12 protein-coding genes (1 of these 12 only partly in view) are annotated in these 16608 nt (G+C 72.4%); 5 read left to right on the forward strand and 7 right to left on the reverse strand.

Translation table 11 applies throughout. The features are described from left to right. Nucleotides 1-26 precede the first annotated feature (26 nt). From DGO_RS20890 to DGO_RS02695, 3 genes are all read right to left on the reverse strand, one after another. A complete protein-coding gene (locus tag DGO_RS20890; protein WP_169330985.1) occupies nt 27-1271 on the reverse strand; it encodes an acyl-CoA thioesterase/bile acid-CoA:amino acid N-acyltransferase family protein in 1245 nt (414 codons plus the stop codon). 80 nt (nt 1272-1351) lie between these two features. Further along, on the reverse strand, nt 1352-2125 hold the full coding sequence (locus DGO_RS20895) for a MerR family transcriptional regulator (protein ID WP_014683948.1): 774 nt from the start codon (nt 2123-2125) through the stop codon (nt 1352-1354). 28 nt (nt 2126-2153) lie between these two features. Next, a complete protein-coding gene (locus tag DGO_RS02695; protein ID WP_014683949.1) occupies nt 2154-3092 on the reverse strand; it encodes a LysR family transcriptional regulator in 939 nt (312 codons plus the stop codon). A gap of 99 nt (nt 3093-3191) precedes the next feature. Between DGO_RS02695 and aceE the strand changes: the two genes are divergently transcribed. From aceE to DGO_RS02710, 3 genes are all read left to right on the forward strand, one after another. Beyond that, nucleotides 3192-5921 (forward strand): pyruvate dehydrogenase (acetyl-transferring), homodimeric type, encoded by a 2730-nt coding sequence (gene aceE, locus DGO_RS02700; protein WP_014683950.1) that lies wholly within the window; start codon nt 3192-3194, stop codon nt 5919-5921. A gap of 72 nt (nt 5922-5993) precedes the next feature. Then, nucleotides 5994-7814: a dihydrolipoyllysine-residue acetyltransferase gene (aceF, locus tag DGO_RS02705; protein WP_014683951.1), complete on the forward strand. Its 1821-nt coding sequence runs from the start codon at nt 5994-5996 to the stop codon at nt 7812-7814. Nucleotides 7815-7912: 98 nt separating this feature from the next. After that, entirely contained in the window at nt 7913-8764 is an 852-nt protein-coding gene (locus DGO_RS02710) for a hypothetical protein (protein WP_014683952.1), read from the forward strand. A 1-nt stretch (nt 8765) separates the two neighbouring features. Here the strand turns inward: DGO_RS02710 and DGO_RS02715 are convergent, their stop codons facing one another. Beyond that, nucleotides 8766-11204, reverse strand: coding sequence for a glycoside hydrolase family 3 C-terminal domain-containing protein (locus DGO_RS02715; RefSeq protein WP_014683953.1), 2439 nt, complete (start codon nt 11202-11204; stop codon nt 8766-8768). A 63-nt stretch (nt 11205-11267) separates the two neighbouring features. Between DGO_RS02715 and map the strand changes: the two genes are divergently transcribed. Next, nucleotides 11268-12011, forward strand: coding sequence for a type I methionyl aminopeptidase (gene map, locus DGO_RS02720; RefSeq protein WP_014683954.1), 744 nt, complete (start codon nt 11268-11270; stop codon nt 12009-12011). 8 nt (nt 12012-12019) lie between these two features. Here map and DGO_RS24110 read toward each other — a convergent pair whose 3' ends face one another. Both DGO_RS24110 and DGO_RS24115 read right to left on the reverse strand, forming a co-directional pair. Further along, nucleotides 12020-12568, reverse strand: coding sequence for an ATP-binding cassette domain-containing protein (locus DGO_RS24110; RefSeq protein ID WP_226991423.1), 549 nt, complete (start codon nt 12566-12568; stop codon nt 12020-12022). A gap of 61 nt (nt 12569-12629) precedes the next feature. Continuing rightward, entirely contained in the window at nt 12630-13655 is a 1026-nt protein-coding gene (locus DGO_RS24115) for an ATP-binding cassette domain-containing protein (protein ID WP_226991424.1), read from the reverse strand. Nucleotides 13656-13913: 258 nt separating this feature from the next. On the opposite strand from DGO_RS24115, the gene DGO_RS02730 reads away from it, so the two are divergent. Next, nucleotides 13914-15149 (forward strand): TCR/Tet family MFS transporter, encoded by a 1236-nt coding sequence (locus DGO_RS02730; protein WP_014683955.1) that lies wholly within the window; start codon nt 13914-13916, stop codon nt 15147-15149. 20 nt (nt 15150-15169) lie between these two features. On the opposite strand, the gene DGO_RS02735 is transcribed toward DGO_RS02730, so the two are convergent. Further along, nucleotides 15170-16608 carry the 3' portion of a hypothetical protein gene (locus DGO_RS02735; RefSeq protein ID WP_043800770.1) on the reverse strand. Its footprint extends 676 nt past the window's final position, so the window shows 1439 of its 2115 coding nt (coding positions 677-2115); the start codon falls outside the window, past its right edge; it ends in the stop codon at nt 15170-15172.

Raw genomic sequence — 16608 nt, forward strand, 5'->3', positions numbered from 1 at the left:
GCTCTTCTCCCCGCTGTGGGCGGCCTTCAGGCCCAGATGGCAGCCAGCGTCTCCAGCTGGGCCTCCCACGCCTGAAACTGGAGATGCGCGTTGGCCTGCTCCTCCCCTCCCGGTGTCCAGAGGCCGTGGATGTAGGTGGGCAGGCCAGGCAGGCTCAGGTGATGCCCGGCGTGGGGGTGCGTCAGGTGCCGCGAGGGCCGGCCAGCCGCCTCACGGCGCCGTTGGGCGACCTCGGCAAGTTCGGCGGCGTGCCAGACCTGATCCTCGCCGCCGCTGACCAGCAGGACTGGGCCGGCGACGCGCTCGGCGGGAATGGTGGCCGCCGCGATCTGCGCCGCGCTGGCCTGCCTGGCGGCGCGGTGGTGGACCGGTGTCATGGGCTGCGGGCCAGCGGCAAAAAAGGCAGCCCAGTCGGTGTGGTAGGGCAGATACGGCCAGGGCTGCCCCCGGAACGACCATGACGACATCGGTGGCCCAGGTGGGAACGTGCCGGCCCGGTCGATGCCCTCGAATACCAGCCCACTCGGGGCGAAGGCCGCCACCGCCCCAATGTCCTGCGGAAAGGTCGCTCCGACGAGAAGCGCCGCCTCGGCCCCCTTCGACGCGCCCGTGACGCCGACACGTCGCCCGGCGACCTCGGGCCGTGCCCGCAGCCATGCGGCAGCCTGCCCGAAGTACTCCAGCGGAAGGTTGATCAGGTTTTCGGGCAGACCGGAGTCGGGTACTCCAAAATAGGCGAGGTTGAGGACCAGAAAGCCCTCGGAGGCCAGCAACGCCGCTACGGGGCTGTACAGGCCCCCTTCGGAGCCGCCCAGGCACAGGCAAGCGCCGCGCAGGTCTGTGCCTGGGGCCGGACTGAACAGGCTGCCGTACAGGCCGTCCTCACGCACCGGGGTTTCGTGCAGGTCCGGCGAGTGGGTCAGGCGACGAACGGTAGTTTCTTCCAGCACGCGTTCGCCTGCCGAAAGCCGCACGGTCAGGGTCACGCCCGCCTCCGGCGCCTCGAAGAAGGCGGGCGTGTGGTCCGGCCGGGGGCGCAGGCTCCAGATCGGTCCGGCCGGGTCCACGCCCCGGAATCGGCCCGTCAGGGCCGGCTGGGCCGACAGGTCCAGTGCACCGGCAGCGGTCGTTCGGTAGGTCGCTTCTGCCTGCCAGCAGGCTCCGTGCCGGTCGGGGGCCGCCGTGCCGACCGTCACCTCGGTTTTCGGGGGCAGCGCCCACGCCCGCAGGAAAAACCGGCGCGAGATCAGGTCGTCGTGGGGAACGGTCATGGGCATGGCGCACCTCTCTGGCATGGGGCCAGATACGGATGTGGGATTGGGGCTGTCGGGAGAAGGCGGGCAGCTCGGGGTCAGGCGAGCAGGAAGCCGAGTTCCACGCCCTGTGGCGTGCTCCGTGTGTACGAGACGCCGGGGCGGTGGCCGGCGGCAGCCATAGCGCCCGACAGCGCGGCGAAGGTCACGCCGAAACTGCGCCAGTCGCCGGAGTGCAGGGTGTAGGCCACCTCCACGGAGGCCATGGCCATGAACCGCAGATGTCCCCGGCCCATGCACGCGCTCTGAACGGGCAGGCAGACCTCGGCGAGGATGGGGCCGCCCAGATACTCGCCGCCGGGGTAGAGCCCGAAATCCGCACCGGCCGGGGAGACGCGCTGGTTATGTGCCTGGGCCTGCAACTCGTCCAGCCGCCGCAGGTAGGCGTCGGCGAAGTCCGGGGCGTCGGCACTCATGGTGGCGCTGAGCAGCAGTTGGGCGGGCCAGACCTGATGTCGGAGTTCGACCGCCGGGAGCTGCCGCTGTCCAGAGAGCCGCTCCCCGACCTGCTTGAGGAGGCTGCGCTTGGCCTGGAAGTCCTGAAAGAGCCGCTGCTCGTGGCGTTCGAGAATCCGGGCGGCATCCTCGGGCGCAGCGCTCAGCATGTGGGTCAGGTCACGCAGCGGCAGCCCCAGTCGCCGCAACTCGGCGACGCGCCGCCCCACGGCGATCTGCTCCGGAGCGTAGTAGCGGTAGCCGCTGTCGGGGTCCACCTGCGTGGGCCGTAACAGGTCCTGCTCGGCATAGAACCGCAGCGCCGTGACGCTGAGGCCGACCCGCGCGGCAAATTGACCGATGGACAGCAGCTTCATGCTCACCCCCGGCCCCCAGTGTGAAGTCTCACGTGGCTTGAGGGTCAAGTCCGGCCGCGCCCCCGCCCCGCCGCTCGCCCAGCACCTCGCCCGCCACCTTCAGGAAGGCCCCCACCAGCGGGTCGGGCGGGGTCGCCGCGCCCACGCCGCGCGGCCACGCGGCCACGATCTCGATGACCGGGGCGTCCTCGACCGGTCGGTACACCACGCCGGGCAGCGACAGGCGCGAGAAGAACTCGATGGGCAAAAAGACCCCGATGCCCGCCGCCACGAGCGAGAGCAGCGTGGGAATCTCGATGGCCTCCTGCACGACCTGCGGCGTGAAGCCCGCGCCCGCGCACCAGCGCATGACCTGATCGAAATAGGTGGCGCGCAGGTAGCGCGGAAAGAACACGAAGGGCTCGCCCGCGAGGTCCGCGATCGTCAGCCGCTCCCGCGCCGCCAGCGCGTGCCCGGCGGGCAGGGCGGCCAGCAGCGGCTCGCGCCACAGGGCCTGCGAGTCCAGGGTGGGGTCGCGCACCGGCAGCAGCATCAGCCCGACGCTGATCAGGCCGCCGCGCAGGGCCGCCTCCTGCTCCTGGGCGGTCAGCTCGCGCAGGTCCACGCTGACCCCCGGAAAGGCCGCGCGGAAGGTCCGCACGATCTCCGGCAGGCCGCCGAAGGCCAGCCCGCTGACGAAGCCCACCGTCAGGTGCCCCACCTCGCCGCGCGCCGCCCGCCGCGCACGCAGGGCGGTCTGGTCGGCCAGGGCCAGCGTCTCGCGCGCCCCGATCAGGAACTCGCGCCCCGCCGGGGTGAGCTGTACGCGCCGGGTCGTGCGCAGCACCAGCGCCACCCCCAGCTCGTCTTCGAGGTTGCGGATCGAATTTGAGAGCGCCTGCTGCACCACGAACACGCGCTCGGCCGCCCGCCCGAAGTGCTCCTCCTCTGCGAGGGCCACGAAATGCCGCAGGTGACGCAGTTCCATAGGTGGCTCCCAGCTTGACAGATTCACCACCCGGCGTGGTCAATCTGGTGAGGAAACAGTGTTGGAAGCGCCGTTCGGGGGCAGCGTAGACTGCGTGCTATGACGACACAACCGCCGAACAGGCCTCCCCGCCAGGGCCTGAACGCAGGAGACCGCGAGCAGCTCAATGCGGTCGAGACGCAGGAATGGCTCGACTCGCTGGCCTACGTCTTCGCGGACGCGGGCGACAACCGCGCCGCCCAGCTTCTCGAAGACCTCGACCACTACGCGTATTTCCACGGCGCGCCCATCACCTTCAAGCAGAACACGCCCTACATCAACACCATCGATGTCGAGCACCAGCCCGAATACCCCGGCGACGCCGAACTCGAGCGCAAGATTCGCAACATCATCCGCTGGAACGCCGTGGCGATGGTCATCCGCGCCAACAAGGCCTCCGACGGCATCGGCGGCCACCTCAGCACCTACGCCTCGGCGGCCGAGCTGCTCGAAGTGGGCTTCAACCACTTCTTCCGGGGCGCCGGCGCGGGGCAGGACCGCGACCTGATCTTCTACCAGGGCCACGCCAGCCCCGGCGTGTACGCGCGCAGCTTCCTGGAGGGCCGCTTCGACGAGGCCCGCATGAACCGCTTCCGGCGCGAGCTGTCGCCCGAAGGCCCCGGTCTGAGCAGCTACCCGCACCCCTGGCTCATGCCCGACTACTGGGAATTCCCGACCGTGAGCATGGGCCTGGGGCCCATCCAGGCGATCTACCAGGCGCGCTTCATCAAGTACCTGGAAAACCGCAGCCTCAAGCCCAAGGGTGACGCCAAGGTCTGGGCGTTCCTGGGGGACGGCGAGATGGACGAGCCGCAGAGCATCGGCGCGATCCGCTTCGCCGCCTACGAGAACCTCGACAACCTGATCTTCGTGCTGAACGCCAACCTCCAGCGCCTCGACGGGCCAGTGCGCGCCAACTCCAAGGTCATCCAGGAGTTCGAGGCGCTGTTCCGGGGCGCGGGCTGGAACGTCATCAAGGTGATCTGGGACAGCAAGTGGGACGAGCTGCTCCAGAAGGACTACAACGGCCTGATCGTCAAGCGCTTCGAGCTGCTGGTGGACGGCGAGTCGCAGCGCTACGCGGCCTTCGGCGGCAAGGAGCTGCGCGAGAAGTTCTTCAACACCCCCGAACTGCGCGCCCTGATCGACGGCTGGAGCGACGCCGACCTCGAACTGCTCAACCGTGGCGGCCACGACATCAACAAGATCTACGCGGCCTACGCCTCGGCGGTCAAGCACAAGGGCAGCCCGACCATCATCATCCCGCGCACCGTCAAGGGCTACGGCCTGGGCGAGTCGGCGCAGGCCCGCAACGTGGCCCACCAGGTCAAGAAGCTGGACTTCACGACCATGAAGAACCTGCGCGACCTGCTCGAGCTGCCCCTGACCGACGATCAGGTCGAGCACCTGGAGTACTACAACCCCGGCCCCGACAGCCCGGAAGTGAAGTACGCGCTGGAACGCCGCGCGGCGCTGGGCGGCACGATTCCGGCCCGCAAGGTCGAGTACCCGCACCCCACCGTCCCCAACGGCGAGTTCTACGAGGAGTTCGCCAAGGGCAGCGGCGAGCGTTCGGTCAGCACCACGATGGCCGCCGTGAACATCATCAGCAAGCTGCTGCGCGACAAGCAGCTCGGCAAGTACATCGTGCCCATCGTGCCCGATGAGGCCCGCACCTTCGGCATGGACGCCCTGGTGCCGCGCATCGGCATCTACAGCCCGCGCGGCCAGACCTACACCCCGGTGGACAGCGGCTCGCTGATGGCCTACAAGGAGTCGGTGGACGGCCAGATGCTCGAAGAGGGCATCACCGAGGACGGCGCGATGGCCTCGTGGATCGCTGCGGGCACCGCCTATGCCAACCACGGCGTCCCGACCATCCCCTTCTTCGTCTTCTACTCGATGTTCGGCATGCAGCGCGTGGGCGATCTCGTGTGGGCCGCCGCCGACCAGCGCGCGCGCGGCTTCCTGCTGGGGGCCACCGCCGGGCGCACCACGCTCGCGGGTGAGGGGTTGCAGCACCAGGACGGCAACAGCCTGCTCCAGGCCTACGTGGTCCCGAACCTCAAGGTCTACGACCCGGCCTTCGCCTATGAGCTCGCGGTGATCTTCGAGCACGGCATCCAGCGCATGTACGTGGACGGCATCGACGAGTTCTACTACGTCACCATCGACAACGAGAACGAGGTCCAGCCGCCCATGCCCGACGACGGCCGCACCCACGAGGAAATCCGCGAGGGGATCGTCAAGGGGATGTACCGCTTCCAGGCGAGCGCCAATAAGGATGCTGGGCTGCGCGCGCAACTGCTCGCCAGCGGCCCCGCGATGGGCGCGGCGCAGGAGGCCGTGAAGCTGCTGGAGGGCTACGGCGTCGCCGCCGACCTGTGGTCGGTCACGAGCTACAAGGAACTGCACCAGCAGGCCCTGCTGACCCAGCGCCGCAACATGCTGCACCCCACCGAGGAGCCCGAGGTCAGCTACCTCGCCGCGCAGCTCTCGGCCGAGAACGCCCCCGGCGTGCTCGTGTCGGTGAGCGACTACATCAAGCTCGGCGCCGACGGCCTGAACGGGCACCTCGACCGCAAGCTGTGGACCCTGGGCACCGACGGTTTCGGCCGCTCGGAAGCCCGCGAGGAACTGCGCGACTTCTTCGAGGTGGACGCCAAGCACGTCGTCGTGGCGGTGCTGTACGCCCTGCTGCGCGACGGTCAGGTGAAGGGAGACGTGGTCGCCAAGGCCATCGCCGACTTCGGCATCGACCCCGAGCGCGCCGCGCCCGTCCTGCGCTGAGACCCGACGCCGGGGCCGCCCCAAAAGGAAGCCCCGGTTCCTGCATCTACCCACACCCAAAGGAGGCCCCGCATGGCCACTGAACTGAAACTCCCCGACGTGGGCGACAACATTGAGAAGGGCACGGTCGTCACCGTGCTGATCAAGCCCGGCGACACTGTCGCGGCCGGCGACCCGATCATCGAGATCGAGACCGATAAGGCGGTCGTCGAGGTGCCCGCCAGCGAGGGCGGCACTGTCGAGGCCGTGAGCGTGAACGTGGGTGACACGGTCGCGGTCGGCGGCGTGATCGCCACGCTGGGCGGCGGCTCGGCGGCTCCGGCGGCCGGCGCGGCCAGTGGCCCGGCCCAGGCCGGCCAGGGCGGCAGCAACGAGCAGAACACGGTCGAGTCCAACGACGCGACGGTGGCCTCGGACGCCAGCACCGCCCAGCAGGTCGCCCAGGCCCAGCAGGACGCCCAGAAGGTGCAGGCCGGCGAGCAGCCGGGCAGCGGCGCGGGCAGCAGCGGCGGCAGCGCCCCGGCCCCGGCGGCGCCCCAGGCCCCGGCCCAGTCCAGCGGCGGCCAGGACCTGACCCTGCCCGACGTGGGTGACAACATCGAGAAGGGGACGGTCGTGACGGTCCTCGTGAACCCCGGCGACACCGTCACCGAGGGCCAGCCCATCATCGAGATCGAGACCGACAAGGCCGTGGTCGAGGTGCCCGCCAGTGCGGGCGGCACCGTGCAGAGCGTGGCCGTGAAGGTGGGCGACACGGTCGCCGTCGGCGGCGTGATCCTGACCCTGGGCGGCGGCGCGGCGAGTGCGCCTGCACAGGCCCCCACCCCGGCTGCCCAGCCTGCGGCCAGCGCGGCCCCGGCTGCTCCGGCGTCCGGCTCGGCTCCGGCGGCGACGCCCGACACCAAGCCCAGCCAGGCCCCCGGTGCCCAGCGTCCCTACGACACCCAGACCTACGATGGCCGCACCGTGATCCCGGCGGCCCCCAGCGTGCGCCGCATGGCCCGCGAGATTGGCGTGGACATCCACGAGGTCCACGGCAGCGGCATCGCCGGGCGTATCAGCGAGGAAGACGTGCGCCGCGCCGCCGGCACGCCCAGCGTGCAGCCCGCCGCCCCGGCTGCGGCTCCGGCTGCTGCCAGCGCGCCCGCTCCGGCCGCCGTGCAGGCCGCGCCGCTGCCCAACTTCGAGAAGTGGGGCACGGTCCGGCGCGAGGACATGAGCGGCATCCGCAAGGCCACCGTGCGTTCCATGACGGCCAGCACCGCCATTCCGATGGTCACGCACTTCGACAAGGCCGACGTGACCGAGATGGAAGAGGTCCGCAAGCGCTTCGGCGCGCGGGTCGAGAAGGCGGGCGGCAAGCTCACCATGACCCACATCCTGATGAAGGTCGTGGCGAACGCCCTGCGCAAGTTCCCCAAGTTCGGCGCCTCGCTGGACCTCACTGCCGAGCAGGTCGTCTACAAGGACTTCGTGAACATCGGCGTGGCGGTGGACACCCCGGTCGGGCTGCTCGTGCCGGTCATCAAGGACGCCGACCGCAAGAGCATCACCGAACTGGTCCTCGAACTCTCGGAACTCGCGGGCCGCGCGCGCGACCGCAAGCTCAAGCCCGACGAGATGCAGGGCGCCACCTTCACCATCTCCAACCTCGGGGGCATCGGCGGCCACGCCTTCACGCCCATCGTGAACAGCCCCGAGGTCGCCATCCTGGGCGTGTCGCGCGGCGGCTTCGAGCCGGTGTGGGACAAGGCCAAGGGCGAGTTCGTGCCGCGCAACATGCTGCCCCTCTCGCTGTCCTACGACCACCGCCTGATCGACGGGGCCGACGCCGCGCGTTTCGTGCGCTTTATTGCCGAGTCGCTGGAAGACCCCTTCCTCATCTCGCTCTGAGCACAGGAATACCGGCCCCCGCCCGCATGGTGGGGGCTTTTTTCGGCATAGGCATTCCGAGGGAGGCGCGGCGCAGGCCGGGGCGCGAGACTGGGCGCATGGACGTGCTGAATATTCCCGTCGCCCCTGACCTGCCCGGCCGCTGGCGGGCGTGGCTGGCCCCGGAGCGGCAGCCCCTGTTTCTGACGGCCCAGGAGGCCGCCGGGCTGGACCTGCCGACCGTGCCCCGCGCTGACCTCCGGCTCTCGCCCGAGGAGCGCGACACGCTGACCCTCTGGGCCGTGGCCCCGGAGGCCGACCGGGTGGCGTGGCTGGACCGGGCCGGGTGGGCCGCCCTGGACGCGCGGCAGCGGCGCGAGTTGCTGCGCCTTCAGGTCCGGCACGGGCGCGGCAACGTGCCGCTGGGCCGTCACTACGCCGACCTTCTGCCCGAGCTGCCACCGGGCCGCTTCCTGTGGTCGCCGGAGCACCTCACGCCGGGGGTGCTGGCGCGCCTGCTTTCGGCGGGGCAGGCGGCCTGTCGGCGCGCGGCGGTGCCAGAGGCCGTGTGGGACGCGGCGCGGGAAGTGCTGCCCGGCGTGCGCGACCTCGCGGGCACCTTCTCGCAGGGGAGCGGCAACTGCTTCGGCGCGGTGATGGGGGCGGCGGGGGTCGCCGGCGCGGCCGACGAGTGGACGCAGCGCGAACCCTTCGAGGCCTTTCTGGCTGCGCGGACCCGCCCCGCGCCTTCCCGGTCCGGGGACCGCGATGCCCGGCCCGGCACGGTGCTCGTCTGGCGCACATCCGACGGCCTGGTGCAGCACGCCGCCGTGACGCTGGGCGGGGGCTGGGCCTTCCAGAAGGCGTCGCAGAGCTGGACGACCCCGCGCGTGGTGCTGCCGGCAGCGGAGCTCAAACGCAGGAACCGCACCCCCGGTTGGCGACTGGAACGGCACACGCTGTCGCGGTAGGTCAGTCTTTCCTCCCCCCGGTCAGCGGCGGCTCGGTAGCCGGGGTCGCCAGCGCCCGCAGCGCGCCGCCCCAGCGCCCGGCCATCGCCTCGGCCAGCGCGGCGATGGCACGCGGGCGCAGCTTGCCGCCCGTCCCCAGGTAGAGCTGGCGCAGCGGCATCTCGCGGATGGCGCCCGCCGCCGACACCGCGTCGGCCGAGTAGCGTTTCTCGCCGCGCGGCTCGGTGCCCAGGGTCACCAGGGCGTTCAGCACGCGGCCCTGCGCCGTGCCTCGCAGCGCCCCCAGCGGCGTGTTCAGGTCGTATTCGGCGGGCGTGTAGGGCGAGTTGTCGGGCAGCGGCGCGCCGTACAGCGCCCGGAAGGCGGCGTCGGGCGCGTGGAAGGGGTGGGGCGGGCGCCGGTACGCGGCGCTCACCGCTGCCGGCTCGGGCCGCAGGTCGCCGTCGCCCTCGACCTCAACCGTCGCCCGCGCGCGCAGGTCGCGGCTCGACGACCCCAGGCGCAGCTCGTAGGGGCCGCCGGGGACGTGCCAGCCGGGCCGGGCCACGTCGTACACGGCCCAGGCCCGCTCGTCCAGCGTCAGGCTGACCTCGCGCGTCTCGCCGGGCTCCAGCACCACCCGCGCGAAGGCGCGCAGCTCCTGCTCGGGCCGGAACAGTGGCCCCTGCGGCGCGTGGACGTACAGCTGCACGACCTCCGCCCCCGCCCGAGTGCCCGTGTTCGTGACCGGCAGCGTGACCGTCAGGCGCTCGCCCCGGCCCACCCGCTCCCGGTCCAGGCGCGGCGTGCCGTAGCCGAAGGTCGTGTAGCTCAGGCCGTGGCCGAAGGGAAAGGCGACCGCCACGCCCGCCGTGTCGTGGTAGCGGTAGCCCACGTACAGGCTCTCGCGGTACTCGGCCGTGCGTGGCCCGCCGGGGTAGAAGGCGCTGCACGCCACGTCTTCCAGTGTGTCGGGGAAGCTCTCGGCCAGCTTGCCGCCCGGGTTCACGCGGCCGGTGAGCACGTCGGCCAGAGCGCCGCCCCCCGCCTGCCCGCCCAGGTACGCCTGCACGAGGCCCGCGACCTCGCCGCGCCAGGGCAGCCGCACCGGAGCGCCGCTCTGGACCGCGACCACCACGCGCGGGTGCGCCGCCGCCACCGCCCGGATCAGCGCATCCTGCGTTTCCGGCAGGTCGAGGTGGTCGCGGTCCACGCCCTCGGCCTCCATATTCTCGGGCAGGCCGGCGACGATGACCACCACGTCGGCCCCCTGCGTAGCCGCCAGCGCTTCCGCCCGCAGCCGCGCAGCGTCCTCCTCGCCTTGGCGCGGGTAGCCGGGGGCATAGGCGACGCTGGCCTCGCCCAGCAGCGCGCGCAGTTCGCCCAGCGGCGTGTCCAGGCGCGTCGGCTGGATGACCGAACTGCCCGCCCCCTGGTAGCGCGGCTTCTCGGCGAAGGTGCCCAGCACCGCCACCTTCGCGCCGGGGGGCAGGGGCAGCACGTCGCCCACGTTTTGCAGCAGCACCACTCCGGCGGCGGCGGCGCGGCGGGCCAGGGCGTGCTGGGCGTCCGGGTCGACCGGGGGGGTGCGCGGCGTCTGGGCGGCGCGGCGGGCCAGCTCGGTGAGGCGCGTGGCCGAGCGCTCCACGTCGGCCCCGGTGATACGTCCCGCCGCCAGGGCCGCGCGCAGTTCGGGGACCCGCGCGCCGTCGTAGCCGGGCATCTCCAGGTCCAGGCCCGCCCGCAGGCCGCGCGCCCGGTCGTTCACCGCGCCCCAGTCCGAGATCACGGCGCCGCCGAACCCCCACTCCTCGCGCAGGATGCGGGTCAGCAGCCGGGGATGCTCCGAGCAGTAGCGGCCGTTCACACCGTTGTAGGCGGCCATGACCGTCCAGGGCTGGGCGTCTTTCACCGCGATCTCGAAGGGGCGCAGGTAGAGTTCGCGCAGCGCGCGCTCGTCCACCACCGAGTCGCTGCTCAGGCGGCGGTATTCCTGGTTGTTGGCCGCGAAGTGCTTGAGGCTCGCGCCCACCCCCTCGCCCTGAAGGCCCGTGATGTACGCGGCGGCCAGCGTACCGGCCAGCAGCGGGTCCTCCGAGAAGTACTCGAAGTTGCGCCCGCACAGCGGCGAGCGCTTGAGGTTCACGCCCGGCCCCAGCAGCACCTGGACGCCCTGCCCGCGCGCCTCGCGCCCCAGCGCCGCACCGACCTCGCGCAGCAGCTCGGTGTCCCAGCTCGCCGCCAGTGCCGAGGCGGTCGGGAAACAGGTCGCCGGAACCAGGGCGCTGAAGTTGAAGCCGGTCTGCCGCCCCTCCTGGCGCCGCACGCCGTGGGGGCCGTCGGTCATGGACACCGCGCCCAGCCCCGCCACCGGCCGCGTGTGCCAGAAGTCCTGGCCTTCGAGCAGCGCCAGTCGGTCGTCGGGAGACAGGGGGGGCCGGGCCGTGGGGGCGTCGCTCATGGGTCCGAGTGTAAAGGGGACGGACCGTTTTCCCCGCCGCGTCCTTATCCCTTAAAGTGCCGCATGACCATCACCACCGAAGCCGAGTTGCAGGGCATGAAGCGGGCCGGACAGGTCGTGGCCGAGACGCTGCGGGTGCTGAAGGACGCCGTGCGCCCCGGCGTGACGCCCGCCGAACTCGACGCGCTGGCGGGCGAGGTGTTCCGGCGGCGCGGCGCGGCGTCGGCCCCGCGCCTGACCTACGGCGCGCCCGTCAACGTGTTCATCAGTGTGGGGGCCGACATCGTGCATGGGCTGCCCACGCGGCGGCCCCTGGCGCCCGGAGACGTGGTGAGCCTGGACGTGACCCCGGTGGTGGGCGGCTTCGTCGCGGACGCGGCCGTGACGGTCGTGGTGCCGCCCGCCTCGCCGGTTGCCGAGCGCCTGCTTGCCTGCACCGAGGCCGCGCTGGCGGCGGGGCTCGCGGCGGCGCGCGAGGGCCAGCCCCTGAACGCCATCGGCCGGGCAGTCGAGACCGAGGTCGCCCGCCGGGGCTTCACGGTCCTGCGCGACCTGTTCGGGCACGGGGTCGGCCGCGCCATCCACGAGAAGCCCGACGTGGCCAACTATTTCCGGTCCACCGACCGGCAGCGGCTCCACGAGGGGCTGGTGCTCGCCATCGAGCCGATGGTGTCGTCGGGCCGCTCGGGCCGGGTCCGCACGCGCCGGGACGGCTGGACCCTGGCGACCACCGATGGCGGGCTGGCCGCCCACTTCGAGCACACCGTCGTGGTCACCGGGGGTCAGCCGATCATCCTGACCGCCTGAGCCGGGGTTCAGGGGTGGCCTGGGCCGGCCCGGTCCTCCTCCTGCACCCGGCCGCCGCCCACCCGCCACTCGCGCGTCGCCACGGCCCCGATCAGCCGGCGGTCGTGCGTGGCCAGCAGCACCGTGCCGGGAAAGTCGGCCAGGACTTCTTCCAGCAGCAGGGTCATGGCGAGGTCGAGGTGGTTGGTCGGTTCGTCGAGGACCAGGACCTGCGCGCGCGTCACCCCCAGCCGCGCGAGGCTCAGGCGGGTGCGCTGCCCGCCCGAGAGCGTGGCGACCGGCGCGTCCGGAGCGGGCAGCCACACCTGCGCGGCGACCTCGTGCAGCTGGTGGAGGGTCAGCGCGGGGTTGGCGTCCAGCAGCGCGTCCCCTACCGTGCCGCCCACCGGGAGTTCCTCGCCGTGCTGCCCGGCCACGTACAGGCCCAGGCCCTCGCCCCAGCGCACCTCGCCCGCGTGCGGAAGCCGGCCCAGCAGCGCCCCCAGCAGGGTGCTCTTGCCGCCGCCTACTCGGCCGGTGAGGGCCTCGCGGTCGCCGCGACGAGACGTGCCTGTCAACGTCCTCCAGCAATGGTCGTCAGAAGAACACCACTTCAGCATCACAGACGAGGACACGCACCTATTCGGCCGGGCCGGGGGGCACGGGCGGCAGGTCCAGGCGCAGGCGGCGGCGGTCGTCGTAGGGTTTCCCGGCCGCCCCGGCGTCCAGGCGATCGAGCTGCTTTTGCATCGCCCGCGCCCGCGCCGCATGGATCTGCTGGTGGCGCTCGGTCTTGAAGGTCGAGCGGAACTTGTCGTTGTCGCGGGCGCGCCCCCGGTTCTCCGAGACGGCGCCCTTGCTGGCCTGGCGGCGCTGCTCCTCTTCCAGCGCCGCCCGCCGCCGCCGGTAGGCTGCGTGGTCGCGCTCCTGCGCCCCGCGCAGCGTCGCCTTCAGCGCCATCGCCTCCGAGTAGGGGCCGGGATACAGGTGCAGCCGCCCACGTTCCAGTTCGGCCGTGCGGGTCGTCACCGCGTCCAGAAAGGCGCGGTCGTGGCTGACCAGCACGAAGGCGGCGTCCGACGCCGCGATCCAGCCTTCGAGCCAGCGCACGCCGTCCAGGTCGAGGTGGTTGGTCGGCTCGTCGAGGAGGTACACGTCGGCGGGCGAGAGCAGCAGCGCCGCGAGCATCACCCGCCGCCGCTGACCGCCCGAGCGGCGGGGAGTGGGCGCGTGGGGGTCCAGGTCCAGGCCCGCCAGGACCCCTGCCGCCCGCGCCGCGAAGTCGTAGCCGCCCAGACGGCGGTAGTGCTCCTCGGCGTCGGCGAAGGCCTCCAGCGCCGCCGCCGATCCGCCTTCCAGCGCCGCTGAAGCCGTTGCCCAGGCCGCCTGGGCCCGGCGCAGTTCGGGCGGCGTCACGGCGTCCAGCACGCTGCGGCCGTCTTGGTCCGCGTGCTGGGCCAGCAGGGCCACGCGGCTTCCGGTGTCTACACTCACGCGCCCCGTGTCGGGCGTTTCCAGGCCCGCCAGCACGCGCAGCAGCGTACTCTTGCCGCTGCCGTTCTCTCCGATCAGCCCCAGGCGGTCACCGGGCCGCACTTCCAGATCTATGCCGTCCAGCACCGTCTCGTCGCCGTAACTCCGGGCGACGTGTTCCGTTTTCAACATGTGACCCCCACAGGTCAGGCCGCTCCGCCCGCACTTCGACTGCGGGGCGGGAGCGTGGCATCAGGCCGTGCTGTCTGGGGTTACAGGCGCAAGAAAAGTGGGGGTCCTTTGAGTGGGGGAGGGCCGGACTCCCGGGACGCGGCGCGCGGCGCACGCGGGGGCCGGAAGACCCGGCCAGCATAGCTCCGGCGCGCGCGAGCCGTCCTAAGCCGTCTGGCCTAGGCAGGAGGGTCGCTGCGCCCGCTACAGTGGACTGCTATGCGTCAGAAACCCGCGGCTCTGATCTTCATCCTTCTGACGGTCCTCATCGACGTGATGGGCATCGGGCTGATCATCCCGGTGTTGCCGGGGCTGGTCAAGGAGCTGGCGGGGTCGGCCGAGGCGGGCGCGCGCGACATCGGCTGGCTCACGGCCGCCTACGCGCTGATGCAGTTCGTCTTCGCGCCCATCCTGGGCTCCCTGAGTGACCGCTTCGGGCGGCGGCCGGTACTGCTGGTGTCGTTGCTGGGCATGGCGCTCGACTACCTGCTGCTGTTCTTCGCGCCCAGCCTCGCGTGGCTGTTCGTCGGGCGGGTGCTCGCCGGCATCACGGGGGCGAGCCTCACGGTCGCCAACGCCTACGTCGCCGACGTGACGGCCCCCGAGCAGCGCGCCAAAAGTTTCGGGCTGCTGGGCGCCACCTTCGGGGTGGGGTTCATCCTGGGGCCGGCGCTGGGCGGGCTGCTGGGCGAGTACGGCCTGCGCGTGCCCTTCCTGGTCGCGGCGGGCCTGACGCTGCTCAATTTCCTCTACGGCCTGTTCGTGCTGCCCGAGTCGCGCCCGGCGTCGGCCCGGACACGCTCACTCGACCCGCGCGCCCTGAACCCCTTCACGCCGCTGCGCGCCCTGGCCGAGTACACCATCACCCGCAACCTCGCCCTGACCTTCGTGCTGCTGGGGCTGGCCGGTCAGGTCATCTACAGCACCTGGGTCCTGTACACCGAGGGCGTGCTGCGCTGGACCCCGGCCCAGAACGGCGTGGCGCTGGCCTTTTTCGGGCTGCTCACGGCGGGCGTGCAGGCGGGGCTCATCGGGCGCTTCATCACCCGCTTCGGCGAGCGCCGCACCATCATGATCGGCCTGATCGCCTCGCTGGGCGAGTTCCTGGTCCTGAGCGTGGCGCGCACCGGCGGCCTGCTGTACCTCTCGCTGGTGGTCGGGGCGCTGGGGGGGCTGGCGCAGCCCGCCATCCAGGGCCTCGTGTCGCGCCAGGTCAGCGAGGACGAGCAGGGCCGCGTGCAGGGCGCCATCACCAGCCTGAACAGCCTCGTGGGCGTGGTGGGGCCGCTGCTGGCGACCACGGTCTTCGCCTATTTCACGGGCGACCGCGCGCCGGTCCACTTTCCCGGCGCCGCCTTTCTGATGGGCGCGCTGTTCTCGGCGCTGGGAGCGGGGCTGGTCTGGACCGTCCTGCGCCGCCTGCCGGCCGAGAAGTCCGCCGAAGCGCCGGTCTGAGGGGGCTGCCCCGCTGAAGCCTAGCCCTGTTCGCGCCGTTCCTGCCGCCGCTGGGCCAGGGCGCTCGCCTCGACGAGCAGCACGGCCAGCAGGTTGACGGCGTAGCTCAGCACGAGGACCGAGATCAGCGCGCCGCGCACGGCGGGCGAGGCCGGCGAGGGCAGCTCGGCAAAGCGGACCAGCCCGGTCAGCGGACTCAGGCCTGCGAGGGCCAGTGCCCAGGTCAGCAGCAGCACGCCGCCCCAGGCCCCCCCCAGCAGCGACGAGCCGGGCAGCAGCAGGGCGAGGAGGCGGTAGGCCGCCGGGCGGCCCAGCCGCGTCTCGGCCGCCGCGCGGGGCACGAGCAGCAGCAGGCACAGCACGCCCAGGCCCAGCAGGCTCGCCAGGAGGGCCGCGCCCAGCCGGGTCGGGGGCGCGTCGCCCGCACCGATCAGGTCCAGCGGGCGGCGCAGGTCGCCGGCCAGCGTGGCGCTCAGGTCGCCGCTCACGGCGCGGGCCAGGATGCGGCGGTCGGGGTAGCACAGCCTCGGCTCGCCGCGCCGGTAGGTTTGCTGGAACAGCGTGCCCGGTTCGGTGGGGTTCAGGCCCAGGTTGTAGGCGGGCGCGGCGAGGTCGGGCTGCGTGGCGAGTGCCGAGCGGTACAGGTCGCGGGCCTGCGCGGCGTCGTCGCGGCCCTGCGCGATCACGCCGAGGTTGTTCAGGGCGCAGGCGTCGTCGCCCGCCTGGAGGTAGGCCGCGCGCGCCGCTGTCCCGTCCCCGCTGAGCTGCGCGTTCAGGCCGGTCAGCAGCGCGGCGTCGGGACCGGGGCGCAGGTTCAGGTCCCCCAGGCGCGCGTCGTACCAGCCGCCGCCGTAGGTGCCGATGTTCAGGGCGGGCGCGCTCAGGCCCTGACCGGTCTGGTTGGCCCACTGCCAGCCGCCCAGCGCCGTGAGCAGCGCCGTGCCCAGCAGCGCCACCACCAGCCGCTCCCCGAAAGAGGCGTAACTCAGGAAGCTGAGGCGCGCGCGCGTCAGGGGACGCCGCCACACCGAACGCACGCGGCCTCCGTGTGCGCGGGTGTCCTCGCCCTGCGCGCGCCAGGCCCGCGCCAGCAGGGTCAGCAGCGCGGCGAGCAGGGCCAGCAGCAGCGCCAGGGCGGCCAGCCGGGCCACGTCCCGGATCACCAGCGTGTCGTCGGGCCCGAGGTTGTAGAGGCTGCCTTCGCGCAGCGACCGGGTGAACTGCCGCCACTCCTCGGCCTCGCCCACGCGGCCCTGGGCCTCGAGCAGCGCGGCGTAGCGCAGGTACAGGGCGCTGGCCCCCTCGAAGCGCGGTGAGAGTTCGCGCAGGTGGTTCATCCACGTTTCGGCGCGGCCCAGGCGGCCCTGGTCCAGCAGGATGCCCACGTAGTTGCTGGGGTTGCCGTAGGCGGACAGCGCCGCGCGGCTGACCGGCAGGGCGGGGTCCAGGCCGCGCGCGG

It is taken from the genome of Deinococcus gobiensis I-0 (genome assembly GCF_000252445.1).
In the GTDB taxonomy this organism is placed as follows: domain Bacteria; phylum Deinococcota; class Deinococci; order Deinococcales; family Deinococcaceae; genus Deinococcus; species Deinococcus gobiensis.